Annotated in this window: 19 protein-coding genes; 6 read left to right on the forward strand and 13 right to left on the reverse strand. The window is 58.9% G+C overall.

All coding sequences use genetic code 11. The features are described 5' to 3' along the window. Positions 1–17: 17 nt before the first annotated feature. The 7 genes from hpf to ACMU_RS02100 all read right to left on the reverse strand — a co-directional run bounded on the left by hpf (position 18) and on the right by ACMU_RS02100 (position 5,408). A complete protein-coding gene (hpf, locus tag ACMU_RS02070) occupies positions 18–581 on the reverse strand; it encodes a ribosome hibernation-promoting factor, HPF/YfiA family (protein WP_035255607.1) in 564 nt (187 codons plus the stop codon). A gap of 108 nt (positions 582–689) precedes the next feature. Then, positions 690–1,949 carry an RNA polymerase factor sigma-54 gene (rpoN, locus tag ACMU_RS02075; RefSeq protein ID WP_035255608.1) on the reverse strand — a complete coding sequence of 420 codons (1,260 nt, stop codon included), beginning with the start codon at positions 1,947–1,949 and terminating at the stop codon, positions 690–692. 9 nt (positions 1,950–1,958) lie between these two features. Then, a complete protein-coding gene (lptB, locus tag ACMU_RS02080; RefSeq protein ID WP_051587801.1) occupies positions 1,959–2,714 on the reverse strand; it encodes an LPS export ABC transporter ATP-binding protein in 756 nt (251 codons plus the stop codon). Continuing rightward, on the reverse strand, positions 2,711–3,172 hold the full coding sequence (lptA, locus tag ACMU_RS02085) for a lipopolysaccharide transport periplasmic protein LptA (RefSeq protein WP_236626170.1): 462 nt from the start codon (positions 3,170–3,172) through the stop codon (positions 2,711–2,713). The genes lptB and lptA overlap by 4 nt, the downstream gene beginning before the upstream one ends. A gap of 29 nt (positions 3,173–3,201) precedes the next feature. Next, positions 3,202–3,819: an LPS export ABC transporter periplasmic protein LptC gene (lptC, locus tag ACMU_RS02090; protein WP_161635610.1), complete on the reverse strand. Its 618-nt coding sequence runs from the start codon at positions 3,817–3,819 to the stop codon at positions 3,202–3,204. A 7-nt stretch (positions 3,820–3,826) separates the two neighbouring features. Next, positions 3,827–4,792 (reverse strand): KpsF/GutQ family sugar-phosphate isomerase, encoded by a 966-nt coding sequence (locus ACMU_RS02095; RefSeq protein WP_035255612.1) that lies wholly within the window; start codon positions 4,790–4,792, stop codon positions 3,827–3,829. A gap of 4 nt (positions 4,793–4,796) precedes the next feature. Further along, entirely contained in the window at positions 4,797–5,408 is a 612-nt protein-coding gene (locus ACMU_RS02100; RefSeq protein WP_035255614.1) for a ribonuclease D, read from the reverse strand. Between the two features lie 154 nt (positions 5,409–5,562). Between ACMU_RS02100 and ACMU_RS02105 the strand changes: the two genes are divergently transcribed. Continuing rightward, positions 5,563–6,408, forward strand: coding sequence for an alpha/beta hydrolase family esterase (locus tag ACMU_RS02105; RefSeq protein ID WP_081805352.1), 846 nt, complete (start codon positions 5,563–5,565; stop codon positions 6,406–6,408). 13 nt (positions 6,409–6,421) lie between these two features. Here ACMU_RS02105 and ACMU_RS02110 read toward each other — a convergent pair whose 3' ends face one another. Both ACMU_RS02110 and ACMU_RS02115 read right to left on the reverse strand, forming a co-directional pair. Further along, positions 6,422–7,024 (reverse strand): alpha/beta hydrolase, encoded by a 603-nt coding sequence (locus tag ACMU_RS02110; protein WP_035256076.1) that lies wholly within the window; start codon positions 7,022–7,024, stop codon positions 6,422–6,424. A gap of 4 nt (positions 7,025–7,028) precedes the next feature. Further along, positions 7,029–7,958, reverse strand: coding sequence for a VOC family protein (locus tag ACMU_RS02115; protein ID WP_035255615.1), 930 nt, complete (start codon positions 7,956–7,958; stop codon positions 7,029–7,031). Between the two features lie 185 nt (positions 7,959–8,143). On the opposite strand from ACMU_RS02115, the gene ACMU_RS02120 reads away from it, so the two are divergent. The 5 genes from ACMU_RS02120 (at position 8,144) to ACMU_RS02140 (ending at position 13,990) form a co-directional block, all read left to right on the forward strand. Further along, the gene (locus ACMU_RS02120) at positions 8,144–8,989 is read left to right on the forward strand and encodes a flagellar motor protein MotB (protein ID WP_035255616.1); all 846 of its coding nucleotides are present in this window, start codon (positions 8,144–8,146) and stop codon (positions 8,987–8,989) included. A gap of 106 nt (positions 8,990–9,095) precedes the next feature. Beyond that, positions 9,096–10,391, forward strand: a complete 1,296-nt coding sequence (locus ACMU_RS02125) for a flagellar hook protein FlgE (RefSeq protein WP_035255617.1) — start codon at positions 9,096–9,098, stop codon at positions 10,389–10,391. A gap of 19 nt (positions 10,392–10,410) precedes the next feature. After that, the gene (gene flgK / locus ACMU_RS02130) at positions 10,411–11,868 is read left to right on the forward strand and encodes a flagellar hook-associated protein FlgK (RefSeq protein ID WP_035255618.1); all 1,458 of its coding nucleotides are present in this window, start codon (positions 10,411–10,413) and stop codon (positions 11,866–11,868) included. A 2-nt stretch (positions 11,869–11,870) separates the two neighbouring features. Then, positions 11,871–12,884: a flagellin gene (locus tag ACMU_RS02135; protein WP_035255620.1), complete on the forward strand. Its 1,014-nt coding sequence runs from the start codon at positions 11,871–11,873 to the stop codon at positions 12,882–12,884. Then, entirely contained in the window at positions 12,881–13,990 is a 1,110-nt protein-coding gene (locus tag ACMU_RS02140; RefSeq protein WP_035255621.1) for a flagellar basal body P-ring protein FlgI, read from the forward strand. The genes ACMU_RS02135 and ACMU_RS02140 overlap by 4 nt, the downstream gene beginning before the upstream one ends. Here ACMU_RS02140 and fliP read toward each other — a convergent pair. From fliP to fliF, 4 genes are read right to left on the reverse strand one after another with little or no spacing between them, the layout of a single operon-like run. Beyond that, positions 13,987–14,712 carry a flagellar type III secretion system pore protein FliP gene (gene fliP, locus ACMU_RS02145; protein WP_035255623.1) on the reverse strand — a complete coding sequence of 242 codons (726 nt, stop codon included), beginning with the start codon at positions 14,710–14,712 and terminating at the stop codon, positions 13,987–13,989. The two genes, ACMU_RS02140 and fliP, sit on opposite strands and share 4 nt — an antisense overlap. After that, positions 14,709–14,993, reverse strand: a complete 285-nt coding sequence (locus tag ACMU_RS02150) for a FliM/FliN family flagellar motor switch protein (protein WP_051587810.1) — start codon at positions 14,991–14,993, stop codon at positions 14,709–14,711. Before ACMU_RS02150 ends, fliP begins: the two co-directional genes overlap by 4 nt. Continuing rightward, positions 14,965–15,582, reverse strand: coding sequence for a FliH/SctL family protein (locus ACMU_RS02155; RefSeq protein WP_035255625.1), 618 nt, complete (start codon positions 15,580–15,582; stop codon positions 14,965–14,967). Before ACMU_RS02155 ends, ACMU_RS02150 begins: the two co-directional genes overlap by 29 nt. Then, positions 15,582–17,177: a flagellar basal-body MS-ring/collar protein FliF gene (gene fliF, locus ACMU_RS02160; RefSeq protein ID WP_081805354.1), complete on the reverse strand. Its 1,596-nt coding sequence runs from the start codon at positions 17,175–17,177 to the stop codon at positions 15,582–15,584. The genes ACMU_RS02155 and fliF overlap by 1 nt, the downstream gene beginning before the upstream one ends. Between the last annotated feature and the right edge of the window lie 118 nt (positions 17,178–17,295).

Below are 17,295 nucleotides of genomic sequence, written 5' to 3' on the forward strand. Positions count from 1 at the left end.
AGGGCGGGGTTACTTACTTACGGATCGATCCAGCCGACATTTCCATCATCGCGCCGGTGAACGACGTTTATCCCACCCGTCTTTTCATTTCTGAACACCAAAAGCGGCTCGCCCTTAAGCTCCATCTGCATAACCGCTTCGCCGACCGACAACGACTGAATGGCCGTTTCCATCTCGGCAATGATGATGGGCTGAAGCGATTCAGGCTCCGAATCTACCGCATCACCGTTGGCTGCGAGGATATACGAGGAAGCTTCGGCAAGTTCAACAGGCTGCGATCGGTCGCGGTGATGGTCCTTCAACCGGCGCTTATACCGGCGCAGCTGCTTCTCCATCTTTTCGCGGCAGCCGTCGAACGAGGCATAAATCTCGGTTGCATGAGCTCGCGCTTGGGCTGTAAGGCCGGTGGAAAGATGCACAGTCGTTTCGCAGGCATATTCGTGCCCACTTCGCGAGAAGATCACGACAGCTTCGGTGGGACGTTCAGCATATTTTTCAACCACATCGTTAAGTTCGTCCTTAACATGAGATTGAAGAGCCGCACCGATATCAATTTGCCTGCCGCTGATCTGATAGCGCATTCTCTTTCCTCCGTTATTGCATATTAGGACGCTCTACACTTCCACCAAAAGTTGAAGATCGCGTGCATGCAGCCGGGCGCGAGATCGCTGCCAGGAGGCCGCATGTCCTTAACCAATGGACGGTCGGCGCTTTCGTTTGAACGACGCAGGAAGGTGTAAGCATCCCCTGTATTTGGCGACAGTTCGGCGGGCTATGTCAACGCCTTCGCGCGAAAGTTGGCCCACGATTTCCGCGTCTGACAGCGGATTCTGCGGGTCTTCGGCGGCAATCAGCGCACGGATTCGGTGTTGAATCGCCAATGAAGACAGGGGTTCGCCGGATTTTGTAGTGATTGCGGAACTGAAAAACGCGGCGATTGGAAAAACGGTGCCGGCGTGCTCGACGGCTTTACCGGAAATGGCGCGGCTGATGGTTGACGGATGCAACGAGAGGCTTTCTGCGATGTGACGTTGCGTCAGAGGGCGCATTTCGGCCATCCCACCGCGGAAAAACCGCGTCTGAGCATCGGCAAGATATTGCGAGATTCTCTGTAAGGTTGTGCCACGGAACGCCAATGCATTCATCCATGTTTCCGCGTGCTGGCGGTGTTGATGCAATAGCGACTGCCCTTTGCCGATACCTTCTGCCAAGGCGTTATCGAATTGCACTTGCCCCGGGCGGCGCGCATGGCGAATGGCCGTTAAGGCTCCAGAGGGGTCTTCGACAATTTCCACTTCGGGGATCAAAGGTTCGGTCGACCTGGCGAAGTGATTGGCAGGGTAAGCAGACAGGTTCCGAGTGGTGGCGGCCAATGCGTCCAGTCGGGATCGGGTCAATCCAGATTGCTGCAGCGCTTCGGTCCAACGATCGTCGAACACGGCATCCAGAACGCCACAAAACGCGGCAGCTTCGTCTGGCGGCACGCTGCGTTCTTCAAGTTGCAGACGAAGGCATTCAGCCATGTTTCGCGCACCAATTCCGGTAGGTTCGCAAGACTGAAGCGCATCAATTGCCGCCGTAAGCAAAGTGTTCGAAATGCCAAGCAATGCGCACAGTTCGCCCACGCTGCTGGTCAGATACCCCCGGTCATCCAAATCCCCTGTCAGGAACTCGGCCACCAAGCGGACGTCCGGCGGCAGGGACATCATTCCAATTTGGCGTATAAGGCTTTGCACCAACGTTTCTTCATAGCTGACCGTCTGCGCATCAAAGACGTTGGCATTCGGCAAATCTATTCGTGTGAGAAACGGGTTTTCTTCTGTCAGTCTGCGTGTTTCTTCCGCCAGCTCTACTGACGACAAGCGTAACACGCGCAGCGACGTGGCTATGCCCGGCGTCAGCGCCAGGCGTTGTGTCAGTTTTGGCTGAAGTCCGGGCTTAAGCGCCATGGCCTCTCGTCAGCTGATCCGGAAGTTCTGCCCCAAATAGACACGGCGCACATTCTCGTCGCGCACCACTTCCTCTGTTGTGCCGCTCATCAAAACGGTTCCATCGTGCAGGATATAGGCCCGGTCTACGATTTCCAGTGTTTCGCGCACGTTGTGATCGGTGATCAGAACGCCGATTCCCCGGTCTTTCAGCTGCGCAACAAGGGTACGAATATCTCCAACGGCGATGGGATCAACACCGGCAAAGGGTTCGTCCAACAGAAGGTATTTCGGATTGGCCGCCAGGCAACGGGCAATCTCGACCCGGCGACGTTCACCGCCCGACAACGACAGCGCCGGGGCGCGGCGCAGGTGGCTGATCGAAAACTCGGTCAGCAATTCCTCAAGACGCTCACGGCGGCGGTGCGGGTCTGTTTCCGAGATTTCGAGGATCGACAGGATGTTGTCTTCGACACTGAGCCCGCGAAAGATCGAGACCTCTTGCGGCAAATAGCCGATACCCATCTTGGCGCGGCGATACATCGGCAGGTTGGTCACATCGCGACCGTCGATGACAATGGACCCGCCTTCGGGTGTGATAAGCCCGGCGATATTGTAAAAGCAGGTGGTTTTGCCTGACCCGTTTGGGCCCAGCAGGGCCACAACCTCGCCCCGTTCCAATTTCAGGCTGACATCCCGGATCACCGGGCGGCGGCGATAGCTTTTGCGCAGCCCAGTGACCACCAGGCCGCCATCGCCTTCGGCAATTTTCAGGTCTGCGCTCATTCCTTGGCGCTGCTTGGATTAAAGACCGTTGAAACGCGGCCTTCCATTCGGCCCGTGCCCGACGCAAGATCAACCGTAAGGGTCTGGCCAGACAACGCATTGTCACCCTGGGTCAGGATCACGCTGCCCGTCATAACGATGGAGGCTGTTTCGATCGTGTAAACCGCTTCGTTCGCTTCGGCGGCTTCACCACCACTGACCAAGAGGACCTTGCCCATGGCGTGCATCTTGTCGATTCCGCCGGACGTGTTGTACTCGACCCGTACCTTGTCCGCAGACAGACGCATCTCGCCCTGGCCAATCAAAACGTTGCCAGTAAAAACTGCCGACCCGTCGGCCTGGTTCACTTCCAAAGAATCTGCGGTGACTTCAACCGGAAGCGACGCATCCTGTTTTAGACCTCCAAACGCCACCTGAGCGCCTTGCGCAAGCGCTGCGCCCGCTGTCAGCCCGGACAAAGCAAGAAGTATGCAAAATAGAACTCGGATCACCGTTCATCCCCCGTATCGCCTGGTCGATATACCAGCTTAACCCCCTTGTTGAAAACAGCCACGTAGCTGCCATTTTCACCGCCTGTTTCGGTCAGGTGCATCTGACCGGCTGTCAGGGTGCCAAGAGAGCCCTCTGCGGTAACCGTACCTTGGGTCCTTATATCGGTATTGACCAAGCTGGTTGTAAGTGCGGCAGTCTCGATGCGCAGCCCATCTGACGTCAAAATGACAACGCCGCCCTCGAGGTTCAGAATGGATGACGGGCTGTCCAAATTCCCTTTGGCCGAGCTGATCAGTGCGCGCGTTCCCGATGGAAAGTCCAAGCGCGCCACGATCTCGTCCGCGTTTGCGTTGTCCGCGTTGCCAACGTCCGTCAGCACGGATTTGGCGGAAACCGAGACAGCCGTGCCTTTCTGTGTGACCGAGGTGTAGGTGGGTTGGTTGACCCGTTCTTCCCGCAAAATGGCCTCTACATCTACTTCGGCGAATGGGATCGCCCGCTCTGGGTCGACTTTACGCGAGAATAGGAAAAGTGTTGAAAGCAGGCCAATTGCCACCAAAGGCAAAACAATGCGCAAAATCGCGACAAAGCGGGAATAGGCGTTGTCGGCCACCATCGGCTCAGGCCACTCCGGCGCGCAGACAGTCGTGGATATTCAGAATGCCGACCGGCGCGTTGGCGTCATCGTCAACAACAAACAGGCAGGTGATTTTGGGCGACTGCCCCGTCATCTGTGCCAGCGCTTCTTCCGCCAAAGCGCCGGGTGCAATGGTGCGCGGGCTTTGTGTCATCACGGCTTGCGCAGTTTCTTTCAGCAACGTGCCCATTTTGCGGCGCAGGTCGCCGTCGGTGATAATGCCAATCAACGCGCCTCTGCTGTCGGTGACGCCAACTACGCCAAACCCTTTTTCGCTCATAGCAGGCAGGGCCTCGGTCATGGGGGTGCCTGCACTGATCAGGGGCATCTCGTCGCCAGTATGCATAATGTCGCGCACGCGCGTCAGCCGCGCGCCCAGCTTGCCGCCGGGGTGATAGTCGCGATAGCGGTCGGTCGAGAACTGCCGATGCTCCATCAGTGCCACGGCCAGTGCGTCGCCCAGTGCGATGGTCATCGTGGTCGACGTGGTGGGCGCCATGCCGATGGTACAGGCCTCGGGCGCGGGCGGCAGGATCAGCGCCACGTCGGACTGGCGGATCAGGGTGCTGTCGGCTTTGCTGGCCACGCCGATCATCGGGATCGAAAAGCGACGCGTATAGGCGATGATATCGGCCAGTTCGGCCGTTTCGCCCGAGTTCGACAGGACCAGCGCCACGTCGCCTGGTGTCAGCATGCCCAGATCGCCGTGGCTGGCTTCGGCCGGGTGCACGAAATAGGCCGGCGTGCCGGTGCTGGCCAGGGTGGCGGCGATCTTGCGGCCCACATGGCCCGATTTGCCCATGCCCGATACGATCACCCGGCCCTTGGTCGCCAGGATCAGGTCGATGGCCTGCGTGAACCCGCCATCCAGCGTGTCCGACAACAGTTGCAGCGCCTCGGCCTCTTGCCGCAAAACCCGCTGGGCGGTGGAGACAAATGCGTTCGCCATGCGGTTAATGCGCAAAGATGTCGAATTCGGGCCACCCGGCAAGGTCCAGCTTGGCGCGGGTGGGCAGAAAGTCAAAACAGGCCTGCGCCATCTCGGCGCGGCCCTCGCGGGTCAGGCGTTTGTTCAGTTCGTCGCGCAGCCGGTGCAGGTACAGCACGTCGGACGCGGCATAAGCCACTTGCGCATCGGTCAGCGTTTCGGCGCCCCAGTCGCTGCTTTGCTGCTGTTTCGAGATGTCGACCTCCAGCAGCTCTTGCAGCAGGTTCTTCAGCCCGTGCCGGTCGGTATAGGTGCGGATCAGTTTCGACGCGATCTTGGTGCAGTAAACCGGCGCGGTCAGCGCGCCAAAGGCGTGATACATCGCGGCAATGTCAAAGCGGCCGAAATGGAACAGTTTCAGCACATCGGGGTTTTCCAGCAGCGCGCAAAGGTTCGGCGCGGCGGTCTGGCCTTTTGCCACCTGCACCAGATGCGCCTTGCCGTCGCCCCCTGACAGTTGCACCACGCATAAACGGTCGCGATGCGGGTTCAGGCCCATGGTCTCGCAATCGATGGCCACAACCGGGCCAAGGTCCAGACCATCGGGCAGGTCGCCCTTGTAAACTTTGTGCGCCATTAATGTCTCCGAACCGCGGCGTGGGGTGCAGACTAGGTAACCCCATTGCCGCGCCTTCACAAGCCGGGGCACCGTCTTCACATTGCCGTGGAGCTGCACAAAGGCAGCTTTGGATATGGTAAGGCGTTGCTAGGGCTTGGATACGAGGAACAGCATGGCACGAGTATGGTTGGCGGTTTTGTTCATGATGGGATTTGTCGGCGGCGCAGTGGCACAGACGGGACCGTGTTCGGCCGACGACGCATGTAAAATTGACGAAGGCAGCTATCATCTGATGGCTCCACCTGACTGGGACGGGCAGACACCTTTGCCGGTATTGGTCTTCTTTCACGGCTTTGGCTCGTCGGGCCGCACGATTTTTAACGCTGGCAGCCTGAAATCGACGTTTTTGAACAATGGCTACATTGTAGTCGGCCCCAACGGGTCGCTGCGACCGGGCAGTAACACGCGGTTCTGGCCGGCGCGCCCCAATAACGAGGGGTTCCGCGACGACGTGGCCTTTACCCGCGCGGTGGTGGACGATGTCGCCGCACGTCTGCCGGTACAGCGTGACCGCGTCTTTGTCACCGGGTTTTCGGCCGGCGGGTCGATGGCGTGGATGGTGGCGTGTTACGACGGGGCAAATTACGCCGGGTTTGTCTCGGTTGCCGGGGCCCTGCGCCGCCCGGTGCCGGCTGAAACCTGCCCGGCGGGCCCGGTACGCCTGTTGCAGATCCACGGTTTTGCCGATGGCCAGGTGCCGATCGAAGGGCGCGCCATTGGCAATTGGCACCAAGGCGACGTGTTCGAATCGATGAACCTGCTGCGAAACACCAATCAATGCCGCACCAACCCCGACGAGATCACCATCGGTGACCGGTTCCGTTGCCGCGACTGGTCGGCCTCGTGCGGCGGGGGCGCGGCCCGGCTGTGCATCCACGATGGCGGCCACGGGCTGCCACGCGGCTGGAGCGATATGGCCAAAACGTGGCTAGAGACCCCGTTCGAACCGTCGAATTGAGCAGAAACCGAGACTATTCTGTCAGGAAATGCCGCAGGGCGATCAACTCGGAATTGTCAATCTCGTGGCCGCCGGGGTGCCAATGCAACTGTGTCCGGGCATCCTGACGCTCGAAATACCTGTGCAATCGATCGGTCATTGGGGCCGGGCAAATCGGATCCTTGCGACCGGCGGTGATCAGCACGCGCTTGCCGGCCAGAACCGGGTGGGGGTCGGGTTCCCACGGGATCAGGGGGTGCAACAGCACAACGGCATCAAAAATGTCAGGATAGCGGGTCATCACCGAGGCAAGGATATTCGCCCCGTTTGAATAGCCCAGCCCGATCGTTCTTGGGCGCGCATATCGCGCTTTCGTGTCGGCCAGAAACGTGGCCATCTGTTCGGTCCGCATGCCCAGATCGGCCATGTCATATACCCCCTCGCCGGTGCGCCGAAAATAGCGCGCTGCGCCGTTTTCCGACACGTCGCCGCGGGGTGAGACAATCGTGGCCTGAGGCAGAACCTGTTCGGTGAAACCGTGAAACTGGTTCTCGTCACCGCCGGTGCCATGAAACGTGAAAACAAGCGGGCCGGTTGCCGGCCCGAGTGTTTTTCGGCTGATATAGTCAACCATCATCAAGTCAGTCAGAGATTGGAGCAAGGTACTTCGCCTCTAATTCCTCTCTCAGATGTGCGTGCTGTGGCGGCAGTTTCAAGGCCTTGCCAAGCTCGGTTAGACTTTCGTCGTGGTCAAAGCCCGGCTCGTCGGTTGCAATCTCGAACAGAACACCCCCCGGCGTGCGGAAATAGATGGCCCAGAAATAGTTGCGGTCAATCACGGGCGTGACGTTATAACCCGTTTCCACCAAGGCCTGTCGGATATTCAGCTGCGCCGCGCGGTCTTTTACGGAGAAGGCGATGTGGTGCACCGAACCCGCGCCTTGCTGTGCCGGGTCCGCGGCGACGTTTTGCAGGTCGATCACATTTGCGCCATTGCCGTTTTCAACCGCCAGCCGCGTGATGCCGTCGCGGGTTTCCACCGTTTCATACCCCATGAATTGCAACAGCTCAGACATGGCGCCGGTGTCGTTCAGCCGGATCGAGGCGCCGTGGAATCCCCGGATCGCCATCTGGTCAGACACATCGGCACCACCCCAATGCGGGCGCGAATCCTCGGCTTCGATCAAGGCGAAACCGTCGCCGTCTGGGCCGGAGAAGCTAAGCCTTTTCGCGCCAAACAACTCGTCGCGCTCTACATCTGCAACCTTGTGCGTCGCCAACCTCTCTGCCCAGGCGTCCAAAGTGCCAACGGGGACAGAAAAGTTGGTCTGGCCGACTTCGCCTGTTCCGTGGCTGCCACGCTTGGATCCCTCGAATGGGAAATACGTCATGACCGAGCCCTGGTCGCCCCGCTCGTTTCCGTAGTACAGGTGGTACACATGTGGGGCATCAAAGTTCACGGTTTTCTTCACGCGGCGCAGTCCCAGCACTTTGGTGAAAAAGTCGTTATTGGCGACGGCGCCACTGGCCAACGAGGTGACGTGATGCAAGCCTTGGATGTGATTGGTCATGGTTCGCTCCGTTGATTACGTGTTGCAGCCAACCTACGAATTGTGCGTAGATTTGGTAATTCATAGAATTCCAACCGATTTGGTTCGTATACGCACAATACATCTATATGTCGCATTTTAGCAGTTAAGCCGATGTTCACAGCCTGTGGGTAACCCTTGCCAGTGGGTGAATGAGAGGTGGTGAAATGAGCGGCACGAATGTGGCGCCAGTCATCATCAAGCGTAAAAAGGTCGTGGCTGGTGGGGGCCACCACGGCGGTGCATGGAAGGTGGCGTATGCTGACTTCGTGACCGCGATGATGGCCTTTTTCATGCTGATGTGGCTGCTGAATGCGACGACAGAGAAACAGCGCAAAGGTATTGCGGACTATTTTAACCCGACGATCCCGGTGAACCGGATCTCGGGCGGTGGCGAAGGTTCGTTTGGCGGGACCAGTGTGTTTTCCGAACAGACGCTGGCCCAGGCCGGAATGGGGGCATCAAACAAGCATGCAACCAAACAGAACCAAGCCCGCGGACAAAGCGGACTGGCCGAGCAGGGGGTACAGGGCAACGGTGCATCGACCGCCAAGATGCAGGAGCTCGAAGACCTGCTGATGGCCCGTGGTGGCGAAAGCATGGTCTCCGACCAGTTGCTGAAACATATTGTCACCCGCGTCACCGACGAGGGCCTGATTGTCGAACTCTTCGACCGCGAGGGGGCTCCGCTGTTTTCTACAAACGGGCAGGAACCCTCGCCGCAGCTGCGCGCATTGATCCCCGTGGTTGCAGAAGTGTTTGGTTTGGTCACGAACGAAGTGGCGGTCGAGGCTCACACCCATGCACATCCCATGGTGTTACGCGAAGATCCGGCTTGGGCCCTGTCAACGGCGCGCGCACAGGCGGTGCGCACCTTGCTGGAAAGCGCAGGTATACAAACGAAACGGATACAGCGTGTGACCGGTCATGCAGACCGCGAGCCTGCGGCGCGCAATCCAATGGCTGCACGGAACAACCGACTTGAGCTGATTCTGTTGCGGGACGATGAGTAGAACCACCTGCGAAAGAAGGTTGAATTTTATCTATTAGCCCGCCGTTAAAGCGGCGCCTGTAACCCTGTTCGACGATCAGGAGTCGAAGCAGCAGAAAGGCGCTATTATGACGATTTCCTCCTCTCTCAATGCCGGTGTGGCCGGTTTGAATGCGAACGCAACGCGTCTGGCAACCATTTCCGACAACATCTCGAACTCGTCGACCTATGGTTACAAACGCGCCGACGCCGAGTTTCATTCGCTGGTTATCAACGGATCAGCGGGATACGCGGCCGGCGGTGTGCGCACGACAACCACGCGCTATATCGACGAACGTGGGCCGCTGGTGACCACCGGGAACTCGACGGACATTGCGGTGACGGGTCGCGGCATGGTGCCCGTGACCGAGGCTGTGGCGCTGGATAATGGTGCCGACCTGCCGATGTTCCTGATGACCACCGGGTCCTTCCGGCCAGATGAAAACGGGGTTTTGACCACGGAAACCGGTATGGTCCTGATGGGATGGCCTGCGAACCCGGATGGCACTATTCCACCATATCCGCGCGATACGGTTGCCGGTTTGCAGCCTGTTCAGGTGGGCATCAACCAGTTTGAAGGTGACCCGACAACGCGGATGGAGCTTGGTGTGAACCTGCCTGCGACCGAGACCGAGGCCGGCAGCACCGGCGGCCCGCTGGATATTTCGGTGGAATATTTCGGTAACCTTGGTACGTCGGAAACCCTGACTGCGACATTTACACCGACCGTTCCGGCGACCGGTTCGTCCAACGAGTGGACAATGGTTCTGACAGACTCGGCTTCTGGTGGGGCTGTCGTTGGCGAATACACCCTGACCTTTGACGACTCCCGGGCAAATGGTGGAACGTTGCAGGCCGTAACCACGGTATCTGGCGGCGCTTATGATCCGGCCACGGGTGCGTTGAGCGTGACAACAGCCGGCGGTCCGATCGACATCACCATCGGGGCGCCCGGCGACCCGGGGGGGCTTACACAATTGTCCAACAGTTTTGCGCCAACAGCCATTACCAAGGATGGGTCACCGGTCGGAAACCTTGTCGGGGTCGAGATTGACTCTGACGGGTTCGTGCACGCGGTCTACGATATTGGCTTTACCCGCACGATTTACCAAATCCCGCTTGTGGATGTGCCCAATCCCAACGGCCTGACGCCTTTGGACAACCAAGCTTATCAAATCTCGCCCGACAGCGGATCGTTCTTTTTGTGGGATGCCGGGGATGGGCCAACAGGGTCGTTGTTGGGATATGCGCGCGAGGAATCTGCCACCGACGTCGCAGCGGAACTGACCGAACTGATCCAGACACAAAGAGCGTATTCCTCGAACGCCAAGATCATTCAGACCGTGGACGAGATGTTGCAGGAAACCACCAATATCAAGCGCTGATCGCTGAGGCTCTTCGCACATGTCCATCTCCAACTCCTTGTCCAATGCCCTGTCCGGGCTGACGGCGGCCGCGCGCGCAGCCGAGATCGTGTCGTCGAACGTGTCGAACGCCACGACCGACGGCTATGGCCGCCGCGTTTTGGAGACATCCTCGGCCACCGTTGGTGGTCGCGGGGCGGGGGTGGAGATTGTCGGCGTGCGCCGCGACGTCGACCCACAAATTGTCGCTGACCGGCGGCTGGCAGATTCCGGTGTTGCGGCGGCCCAGGTGACCGCAGACTTTTACAATGATCTTCAGGCCGCAATGGGATTGCCGGATGCTGGTGATTCCTTTGTCAGCCGCGTTTCCAAGCTGGAATCGAGCCTGATTGAGGCAACCAGCCGCCCTGACAGCGACATGCGATTGGCCGAGGTTGTGACGGCCGCCAAAGACCTGGTGGGCAAGCTGGCATCGGTCACGGATGCCATTCAATTGTCTCGCAGCCGTGCGGATCAAAGGATCGCGCAAAACGTCGAAACTCTGAATTCGAACCTTGCAAACATCGCAGATCTGAATGGTCAAATCCGTTTGTTGGCAGCCAGCGGTCGCGATGCATCCGGTTTGATGGATCAAAGGGCGGTTTTGATCGACAAGGTGGCCGAGATCGTGCCGGTTCGCCTGGTCGAACAAGAGTTCGGCCAGGTTGCCGTATTCTCGACCAACGGTGCAGGTCTGGTGAACGGCACAGCGGCCGAGTTTGGCTTTACCCCCGTTGGGCAGATTGTCCCGGAAATGACCCTCACATCAGGTGCACTCAGCGGGCTTACATTGAACGGGCAACCCCTTTCAACCTCCGGTGAATATGCGCCGCTCGCCGGGGGTGGGCTGGCTGCATTGTTCGACCTGCGCGATGGCTTGGCTGTCGAGGCACAGCGCGAATTGGATGCAGTTGCCCGCGACCTGATAGAGCGTTTTCAGGATCCTGCGATTGATCCAACGCGCATTGTCGGCGATGCAGGGCTGATCACCGACAATGGTGGTGTTTTCGATCCGGTCAACGAGGTCGGGCTGGCAGCGCGGTTGCAGGTTAACGCGTTGATCGATCCCGACCAAGGAGGCGCGTTGTGGCGTCTACGGGACGGGTTGGGGGCATCCGCGCCGGGTTCTGTGGGGGATTCCACCCTATTGATGACCTTGTCGGATGCGCTCACGGATACGCGCTCTACAGCATCTGGACGGTTTGCCGGCGGGACACGTTCCATGTCCGGTTTGGGTGCAGAGGTGCTGTCTTTTGCGGCCTCGGAACTGCAATCGGCGCGCTCTGCGGAAAGCTTTGCCAACGCCAAGGGCGCAACCCTTCGCCAGGCCGAGTTGGAAGGCGGCGTGGACATTGATCAGGAGATGCAGATGCTTTTACAGGTAGAGCGTGCCTATGCCGCAAACGCGCGCGTCGTTCAGACCATGGACGAATTGCTCGACACATTGTTGCGGATCTGACGATGGCCCTCGTCTCCCTTGGCGATATGGCCTACCAGTTTGCCCTGTCGCGGCAAAACACGACGCTGAAACAGGGTTTACAGACATCAACGCAAGAGTTGACCACCGGGGTCAGCGCCGATCTTGGTGCGCGACTTTCGGGCGATTTTGGCCCGCTTTCGGCAATGGAGCGCAGCCTTGCAACGATCCAGTCCTACAGCGTTGCCACGACCGAAGCGCGCCTGACGGCCGATGCGATGCAAGTTGCACTTGGCAACGTCACCGACAATATGCGCGGCCTGCAAGAACCGCTCTTGCTAGCGGGGTCCGAGCCGCAGGCAACGCTGATCCGCACCGCGGGCATTGATGCGCAGCAAAAGTTCGCGCAGGCGGTTTCAACATTGAACAGCTCGGTCGCGGGTCGCAGCCTGTTCGCAGGGTCGGCCACTGATACCGCGGCGTTGGTAGATTCAGAGACTATTCTTGCCCATCTGCGCGCCTTGATTGGTGCACAGGCCACCGCCGACGGTGTCGCGGATGCCGTGAACGCGTGGTTCCATGATGCGGGCGGTGGATTTGAAACCGTTGCCTACCAAGGTGCGGCGCATGCAGCTGGTCCAATGCGACTGGCGGACGATCAGATCCTTACGTTGGACATTACTGCCGAAAGCAGTGGTATTCGCGATGTGCTGGCCGGCCTTGCAACCGCCGCCCTTCTCGCCGACGACGACTTGTTGGAAGGGGATCCCACCCAACGTTCAGCGCTGGCCAAACATTCTGCCGAAGCTTTGCTGAGCGCAGAGGATACCATTGCCAGCCTGCGTGCCGACCTGGGCGCGAAACAGGAACGGATCGAGGACATCGAAGTTCAGAATGCCACCGCTGTCACAGCGTTGGAAATCGCCCGTGCTGACCTGATCGGGGTCGACCCTTACGAAGCAGCCACACGCCTTGAGGCGCTGCAGACGCAGATTGAAACGCTGTACACTGTCACTTCCCGCGTCTCGCGGCTTAACCTAGCGGATTTCCTGAGATGAAATATCTGATTGCCTTTCTAAGCTCGATCTTCTCGCTTGTCCTGTGGTCCTCGGTTGAGGCCGGACCGGTTCGGATAAAGGACCTCGTTGAATTTGACGGTGTCCGCGGCAACGATCTGGTCGGATACGGCCTTGTTGTTGGTCTGAACGGCACCGGCGATGGCATCCGCAATGCGCCTTTTACCGAAGAGATACTGGCCAATCTTCTTGAGCGTCTGGGCGTAAACGTGACCGGTGAGGAATTCCGGCCCAAGAACGTGGCCGCCGTTTTTGTCACGGCCGAACTGCCGCCATTCGCGCGCGCCGGGTCGCAGATCGACGTGACGGTTTCGGCAATTGGTGATGCCAAAAGCCTGCTGGGGGGCACGTTGATCATGACGCCGATGAATGCCGCAGATGGGCAGATCTACGCGGTGGCCCAGGGATCGGTGATCTCGGGTGGAGCATCGGCCGAAGGAGAAGCCGAGACCGTGATTGAAGGTGTGCCAACCGCAGGCGTCATTCCGGCCGGTGCTCGGGTCGAGCGTGAAATTGCTTTCGATTTCAGTGGTCTTTCGCGCCTGCGATTGGCTCTGCGCACGCCTGATTTCACAACGGCTGGCCGGATCGAGGCAGCGGTGAACGCCGAATTTGGGCGTCCGGTTGCCCTGATGCTGGATGCGGGCACCGTCGAGCTGAACATTGAAGCAACGCGCGCGCGATCACCCGCGCATGCCTTGGGACGGTTGGAAAATGTCCTTGTAGAGCCGCAGCGCAAAGCGCGCGTGGTGGTGGATCAACGTTCAGGCACCATCGTCATGGGCGAGGATGTCCGTATTTCCCGCGTTGCGGTGTCGCAAGGAAACCTGACTTTGCGGATCTCAGAAGCACCCGCCGTGGTGCAACCCAACCCGTTTGCTGGTGGTGAAACCGTAGTGGTGCCGCGAACGGATGCTCAGATTCGCGAGGATATTGGTACGGGCCTGGCCGAGGTTTCGGGTGGGACATCCCTATCCGAAGTAATTGCCGGGTTGAACGCGCTGGGCGTGTCGCCGCGCGACATGATCGACATTCTCAAAAGCATCAAGGCTGCCGGTGCCTTGCATGCGGAATTCGTTGTCCGCTAAGTGGGAAAATACCCACGGACCAACGCGCCCGAAATCAGGGTCCATCCATCGGCAACGACAAAAAAGGCCAGTTTGAACGGCATAGAGACCACTGCAGGTGGCACCATCATCATGCCCATCGACATCAATACCGCCGCCACGACAAGATCGATGATCAGGAAGGGCAGGTAGATGAGAAACCCGATTTCGAATGCCCGGGAAATCTCGGACAAAAGAAAAGAAGGGATCAGCAGCGACATAGGCGCATTCCGCGTTTCCTGACCCAGATCTTCGCGACGCAATTCGGCCAACGCGGCGAAAGTATCGGGGTCGACGCGAGAGGCCATAAAACTGCGGAAAGGATCAAGACCCAGGCGAAAAGCTTCGTCAATTTCGATTTGGTTCTCAACCAAAGGCGCGACACCCAGTTGCCATGCTGCGGTGAACGTCGGCTCCATCACGAAATACGTCAAGAACAGTGCCAAACTGACGATCAGCATATTGGGCGGAGATTGCTGCAGGCCAATGGCTTGCCTGAGAATGGACAACACCGTCACAATAAAGGGAAAGCAGGTCAGCATCACCGCCAGCCCCGGTACGATGCTAAGAACCGTGATCAGCGCAATAAGCTGCACCGATCGACCGGTCAAAGACCCCTCATCGCCAAAGGAAAGGCTCAACTCCTGCGCTCCTACAGCGGTCGGCAGCAGAGCAAGCGCCACAGCGAACGCGAAGCGTTTCACACTTGCTCGCCCAGATCAGGGACTTCGGTCAGGCGAACTGCGATCTGCCCGGCTTTGTCACCTTCCAGTTCCACAAGTTCGCCGCGCGCGATCAATTTGTCACCCACGAACAATTCCACTGGGTCGTCAAAACGTCGGTCCAACGGCAACACTGCGCCGTCCTCCATGTTTAGAAGATCTCGGATCAGGGGCCGGGCCCTCCCGACTGAAACGGTGACTTCCAATGGCACACGGGTCAGCGTTGCACCTGTGTCAGCCGGCAAGGTGTGATGGGTCGGCATGGCCGTTCTCCTCTTGGGTTTGAGATGCATGGGTGTTGAGCGCGCCGGCAAAAAGCGCCTTGATCTCTGCCAGCATCGCGGCCTGATCAATCATCTCTTCGCTGTGCCCAACACGTAAAATGGCCTGTCCCGGCGCGAGGTGACGCTGTCCCACGATGGCCGCATCCGGCGGGTCAACCTCGTCACCAAACAGCGATTGCACAGCTTTGACGTTTTCGGGGCTGACCTGCAGTTCCACCTGCAGGCCATCCGCGCGGCGACGTACCGCCTCGAGCAATAACTGGGCAAAACTCTCTTGTGCTTTTTCTGGAAGCAGTTTGTCGACCATCACATCAAGAAGGGGCGCCAGCGATGTCAGCATGTCTGCCCGGGCTTCATGAAAGGTGAACATCGCGTCACGCAGAGATTTCTCCAAATCCGCAGCCACGCGCAGACGCACATTGTGTTCCGCGTTAACCGCGTCGTCCCAGCCGGCCTTATAGCCTTTTTCGAAAACCTCTGACCCTTCCACCGCTGCCGGATCAACAGGTTCGACGATCGGCGCGTCTTGAGGAGACGTGAAATCTTCAAGGTTCAGGCGTGTGACCATCAGGCAGGCTCCTCCGTGTCATCTTCCATCCAGTCACGCAGAATCTCGATGGTTTCCGCACGGCGGTCGTCGATCAGAACGCGAAGTCGCGAAACCGGGTCGGCCGGGGTGTCTGCGAGTGCCGGTAGTTGGCCGTCATCAGCATCCTGGTTCACGGCGGCCAGATCGGGTGCATCGTCGGTTATTTCACCGTCCAAACTGTTGGGCAGCAAAGGTGCCTGTTCAGGCTCGGGCAACGGTTGCGGCGCGCCACGTGCGGTCAAGACAGGACGGACAACGAACAGCCCAAGGATCAGGGCAACAACGGCAAGCACTAAGAGTGGTGCCATGGTGGCGAGGCTGAACGGCAATGTTGCCAAAGCCCCTTGTGGCTCTGGCGCCGATGAAGCGGTCAAAGGTTCAAATGGCATGGATTTCAGCGTAATGACATCGCCCCGTTCCGCATTGAACCCCACCGCTGACGCCACAAGGTCACGCAGTGCTTCGATTTCCTCCTCTGGCAGAGGTTCCCACACCTCGCTGCCGTCCGACCCAATGCTGCGCACGCCATCCAGCAGTACCGCGACGCTGATCCGGCGAATTGCACCGGGTCCGCGAACAACTTCGCGCTGGGTTTCCGAAACCTCATAGTTGATCCGTTCTCGGGTTTCGGTATTCGAACTGGTCGAACTGCGGTTGTTGGAGTTACCGCCATCGGGCAGGTTGCTGGCCACGGTGACGTTCAGAGCGCCTTGGTCATTGGCATCCACGCTACGCTCTTGAGTTTCGGTGGAGATGGCCACACGCCCTTCCGGATCAAACCTGCGTTCAACGATCGATTCGCGGTCCGTGACTGTTTCAACCGTGACCTCAACAACGGCCTTGCCGGGGCCCATGCGCGCATTCAGCAACCGTTCGACATTGGCACGCAAGGCCTCGGAACGTTCGTTTGCCGCGCCAGCCAGGGCCGATTGCTGCAGGTCACCGGACAGTACTGTTCCGGTGTCGCCATTAATGACGGACACATTCTCGGGCGTCAGGTTTTGCACGGAAGAGGCCACAAGATAGCGCAGCGCGTTGGCGTGTGTTTGTGGCAACGAACCACGCGCGGGGAACACGGTTACCGACGCTGTCAGCGCCTGACCTTGCTGAAAGGTCTGATTGCTTGGACTTGCAATATGAACACGGGACGATCGGATGTTGGGGCTTGAGGAAATCGTGCGTGCCAGCTCTCCCTCGCGGGCACGCCAATAGGCTGCATCAAACATTTGCGACGTCGTGCCGAAACCGGAGAGCCCGTCCAGCAACTCATAACCGGCTGTGCCGTTCGCGGGCAAACCTTCGCCAGCCAGCATCATCCGCAATTGGTCGCGCCGCGCGGTTTCGACGAATATGGACGCGCCACGCACCTCATAGGTGATTCCGCGCTGTTCAAGGGCAGTGACAACCTCACCTGCGGCAGCAGATTCCAACCCTGAATACAACAGGGACAGCTGAGGTTTTGTTGCGATCCGGGACATCGCCAACACCAAGGCAAACATGGCCAAAGTTGCGATTCCGACGATCACCCTTTTGCGGGCGTCCAGCTGGTTCCACACGGCAAGCAATTGCTGCACGAATCTCTCCTGTATCCAAGGCTTCTGCCTCTGTCCGTTCCGCCACAATCCTCGCCGCGCATTAACAATCGGTTAGCCAGAAACGGCATATACCCGAATTGCGCTCAAAGAACGGAAC

The organism is Actibacterium mucosum KCTC 23349, assembly GCF_000647975.1.
GTDB classification, from domain to species: Bacteria; Pseudomonadota; Alphaproteobacteria; order Rhodobacterales; family Rhodobacteraceae; genus Actibacterium; species Actibacterium mucosum.